We start from the raw sequence: 4216 nt of genomic DNA, 5'->3' as shown, positions 1-4216 counted from the left end.
ATCGCCATGACGGCGTACCCGTCGGCAAGCAGTCGCGCGACCGTCGCGGCCCCGATGCCGCGCGCCGCGCCGGTGACCAGGGCGACCCTCATCGACGCTCCGACCCGACCGACCCCACCAGCCCGGCCTCGACGCGCGCGACCATGGCGGCCATGACCTCGGCCCCATGGGCCGCGCTCGCGCCGGTCGGATCGCCGAGCACCCCGTTGGGCGTGACCGCGGCCATCCCGTGGGCCATGAGCGTCGGCAGGATCTCGGTCAGCGGAGCGGTGTTGCCCGCCTCGGCGCGATCGAGGCGCACGGACTCCGGGCGCAGGTGCAACAGGAGCGACGTCTCGGTCAGACCGGCGTGGAGGTCGACCAACTCGGTCTCGCACGGCAGCCACGCGACGTCATGCCCCTCGCCGACCATCTGCTCGACGGCCGGGCGCAGCGCCGTGAGATTGCCGCCGTGCGCGTTGACGTAGACCACGCGGGTCGCCCACGTGCGCAACGAGCGGGTGAGTTCGACGATGACGGAGCGCAGCACGTCGCTCCCGATCGAACACGTGCCGGGGAACATCTGGTGCTCACCGCTGGCCCCGTACACCACCGGCGGCGCGACCCACGTGCCCGGGAGCCGCGCGGCCACGGTCTCGCACACCGCCTGCGCGATGACGGTGTCGGTGTCCAGCGGCAGGTGCGGCCCGTGTTGCTCGATGGAACCGACCGGCACCAGCACAAGGCCGGCACCGGTCGACTCCGGCGAGGTCGACTCGGCGAGGTTCACCCGACGAGTGTCTCCGTCATCCCGACCCGGCTGGGGTCGCCGAGGGGCAGGTGGAACCCGTCGGGGATGACGAACTGGTCCTCCGAGAGCTCGTCGATCGACGACAACCCCATGCCAAGCAGCGCCGAGTCGATGCCGCTGCGCAGGATGTCGAGGACGTTGCCGACCCCGGTCTCGCCGTTGGCCGCCAGACCCCACAGGTACGCGCGGCCGATCATCACCGCACGCGCCCCGAGGGCGAGGGCCTTGACGACGTCGGAGCCCCGCCGGATACCGCCGTCCAGGACGACCTCGACCTGGTCACCGACCCGGTCGGCGATCGGCTTGAGCACCCGGATCGTCGCCGGCGTGCCGTCGAGGTTGTTGCCGCCGTGGTTGGACACCGAGATGGCGTCGACGCCGCAGTCGACCGCGCGCAGGGCGTCGTCGATGCGGCAGATGCCCTTGAGCATGAACGGTTTGCCACCGCTGATGGACTTCCACTGCGTGACCATCCACGTGACGTCGTCCCAGGACGGCGGCGGGGTGGTCATCCACTCGTAATAGGCGCCGAAGAACGTCGGCGCGGCGCCGCCGTTCGGCGGGGCGAGGTTCGGGGCGGTGAGGTCGGGGATGTGCCCGGCACGACCGAACGCCCACAGCCACGCCGGCTTGGTGATGACCTTGGGCGCCAGGCGAATCTGCGCCTTGAGGTCGATCTTCTCGGGGATCTCCGGGGACCCCCAGTCGCGGCCCATCGAGAACGACCAGTCGAGGGTGGCGATGAGGGCCTTGGCGCCGGCGTTGTGGGCGCGCTGCATGCGTTGGATCATGACGTCGCGGTCGCCGGTCCAGTACATCTGGAAGAACGTCGTGTCGTGGACCGCGCAGACCTCCTCGACCGACTTCGAGGCGAAGTTCGACAGGCCCATGATCGTGCCGCGCGAGGCCGCAGCCCGCGCGACGGCCACCTCACCGTCGGGGTGCACCGCCTGCACGCCGGTCGGGCTGATGAGCACCGGCAGCGACACCTCGTGACCGAGCACGGTGCGCGACATCGACCGCTGCGCCTGATGACCGGCCACGTGCGGGGCGAACCCGATCTGTGCAAAGGCGCTCTGGTTGCCGTCCATCGTCGTGCCGCGCTCCGAGCCGGCCACGAGCGCGGCGTACAGCGGCTCGGGCAGGCGCTTCTTCGCACGCTGCTGGGCGATCGCGACGGATTCGAACCACGGGTTCTGCTTCCACGGGTTCTCCAGCCAGGCTGGTTTGGTGACCATGCGGGGGCCTTTCAGGGCTGAGACGGCACGAAGCCGGCCAGGGGGCTCTCGGCGCAGGCCGAGACGGGCGGGGCGGATGGCCGTGAGGTCGCCAGGGTGAGCATCACCGGTTGGCGGCGGGTCGGGTTCGCCTTGGAGTGGTCCTGCGACGGGGCGGGAGGCTGACGCTCACCGGCGAGGGCGTCGGCGGCATACCCCTGGACGCACTCGGGGTCGGGGCCGTCGAGCGGCAGGCCGGTGAAGAACTTCGCCGCCATGCACCCACCGCGGCAGGAGTCGTAGAACGAGCACGTCGAGCACGCTCCTCCGGTCTGCGGGGAGCGCAGGTCGGCGAAGAGGTCGGAGGTCTGCCAGACCCGCTGGAAGCCACCGTCGGTGAGCACGTTGCCGGCCAGGAAGTTGTCGTGGATGGCGAACGGGCAGGCGTACACGTCACCGACCGGGTCGATCAGGCACACCACGCGACCGGCGCCGCACAGGTTGAGGCCCGGCAACGATTCTCCGAACGCCGCGAGGTGGAAGAACGAGTCGCCGGTGAGCACGCGATCCCCGTGGGCCATGAGCCAGTCGTAGAGCACGCGCTGCTGCTCGGGCCGGGGGTGCAACTCGTCCCAGACGTCCGCGCCGCGCCCGGAGGGGCGAAGACGCGTCAGGCGCAACGTCGCTCCGTATCGGTCGGCGATGGCCTTGAACTCGTCGAGCTGGTCGATGTTGTGGCGGGTGCACACGACCGAGATCTTGGCGTCCTTGAATCCGGCGGCCTGCAGGTTCTCCAGGGCCCGGATCGCGGTGTCGAACGATCCGGGGCCGCGCACGTAGTCGTTGACCTCGGCCGTCGCGCCGTCGAGCGAGATCTGCACGTCGATGTAGTCGCTGGCGGCGAGGAAGGCCGCGCGATCAGGGGTGATGCGCACGCCGTTGGTGGAGAACTTGACGCCCACGTGGTGCGCGGTGGCGTACTCGAGCAGCTCCCAGAAGTCGGGGCGGATCGTCGGTTCACCGCCGCCGATGTTGACGTAGAAGACCTGCATGCGCTCGAGCTCGTCGATGACGGCCTTGCACTGCTCGGTGGTCAGCTCGCGAGGGTCACGCCGACCCGAACTGGACAGGCAGTGGGCGCACTCGAGGTTGCAGGCGTAGGTCAGTTCCCAGGTCAGGCAGATCGGGGCGTCGAGTCCGAACTCGAACTGCTCCACGAGGGTGCCGGTCTGCGGTCGGGTGGGGGTTTGCGTCATTGGTCCTCTCCTCCCGGGTCGGTGGTGCGGGTCAGGGGTGATCGGGCGCGGTCGCGTCGGCGCGTCGCGCGATCATGTCGCCGGCGGCGAGTTCGTGCAGGGCCGCCACGAACGCCGGGTGGCGCTGCTCGGCCACTCCCGCAGCCTGCAGCGCCGCCCGGACGGTCGGCTGCTCGCCGAGGGCGCGGACCGCCGCCACCAACTCCGGTCGCTTGAGGAAGGTCAGCTTGCGGTTGCCGAAGTGGTACGCGAGCGCACCGAACGGTTCCGGTCGCAGCGCCACGGAGGGGGACAGGGCCCACGCCTCGTCGAGCATGCCGTCCATGGTGATGCTCAGTAGACGCCGCACATGCCGTCGATGGAGACCTCTTCGATCAGGTCCTCGGTGACGGCCTCGGGGGCGAGGTTCTCGGCGGTGGCCTCTTCGACGGCAGCCTGCTGTTCGGGCGCAATGGTCATGACTACTCCTCCTTGAGTGGTCGCACCGAGGGGTCGGCGCGGGCGTGGAGCACACGTTATGGCACGCAGGGTCAAAAGGGAAGGGGCTATCGTCGGCGACGTGAACGCGACCTCCTACTTCCTGCCGAACGACGAGCCCGCCGACGCCACCACCCACACCACCGATGCGGAGCTTCGTGTCGTGGCCACCCGCGCCACCGCCAGCCCGTGGTCGGCGGCGACGCAGCACGGCGGTCCGCCGGCGGCGCTCCTCACCCACCTGCTCGAGCAGCAGGCCCTGCCCGAGGGGCAGACGATCGCGCGCATCTCCTTCGACCTCCTCGGGCCGGTGCCGCTCGGGCCACTGTCGGCGCGGGCCTCGGTCCTGCGCCCGGGTCGCTCGGTCCAGCTTCTCGAGGCCACCCTGCGTGACGAGTCCTCCGGTCGTGACGTGCTCGTCGCGCGCGCGTGGTGCGCTCCCGATTTCAGCGGCGGGCCGACACTCGGCCTGCCCG

Annotated in this window: 6 protein-coding genes; 1 reads left to right on the top strand and 5 read right to left on the bottom strand. The window is 70.5% G+C overall.

The features are described from left to right. Positions 1-88: 88 nt before the first annotated feature. From mftE to mftA, 5 genes are read right to left on the bottom strand one after another with little or no spacing between them, the layout of a single operon-like run. A complete protein-coding gene (gene mftE / locus KD1_RS05800; RefSeq protein ID WP_068398873.1) occupies positions 89-769 on the bottom strand; it encodes a mycofactocin biosynthesis peptidyl-dipeptidase MftE in 681 nt (226 codons plus the stop codon). Beyond that, positions 766-2028: a pre-mycofactocin synthase MftD gene (gene mftD / locus KD1_RS05795; RefSeq protein ID WP_068398870.1), complete on the bottom strand. Its 1263-nt coding sequence runs from the start codon at positions 2026-2028 to the stop codon at positions 766-768. Before mftD ends, mftE begins: the two co-directional genes overlap by 4 nt. Before the next feature lie 11 nt (positions 2029-2039). Continuing rightward, positions 2040-3263, bottom strand: coding sequence for a mycofactocin radical SAM maturase (gene mftC, locus KD1_RS05790; protein ID WP_068398869.1), 1224 nt, complete (start codon positions 3261-3263; stop codon positions 2040-2042). Between the two features lie 31 nt (positions 3264-3294). Then, positions 3295-3579: a mycofactocin biosynthesis chaperone MftB gene (gene mftB, locus KD1_RS05785; RefSeq protein WP_245627292.1), complete on the bottom strand. Its 285-nt coding sequence runs from the start codon at positions 3577-3579 to the stop codon at positions 3295-3297. Between the two features lie 17 nt (positions 3580-3596). Beyond that, positions 3597-3722 carry a mycofactocin precursor MftA gene (mftA, locus tag KD1_RS16170; RefSeq protein WP_083542152.1) on the bottom strand — a complete coding sequence of 42 codons (126 nt, stop codon included), beginning with the start codon at positions 3720-3722 and terminating at the stop codon, positions 3597-3599. A gap of 100 nt (positions 3723-3822) precedes the next feature. On the opposite strand from mftA, the gene KD1_RS05780 reads away from it, so the two are divergent. Then, on the top strand, positions 3823-4216 hold a 394-nt coding region (locus KD1_RS05780; RefSeq protein ID WP_174521097.1), incomplete at its 3' end, for an acyl-CoA thioesterase domain-containing protein.

Source organism: Kribbia dieselivorans NBRC 106261, from assembly GCF_001552435.1.
In the GTDB taxonomy this organism is placed as follows: domain Bacteria; phylum Actinomycetota; class Actinomycetes; order Actinomycetales; family Dermatophilaceae; genus Kribbia; species Kribbia dieselivorans.
The sequence above is the reverse complement of the archived record's forward strand: the minus strand, read 5'-3'. Positions and strand labels throughout refer to the sequence as shown.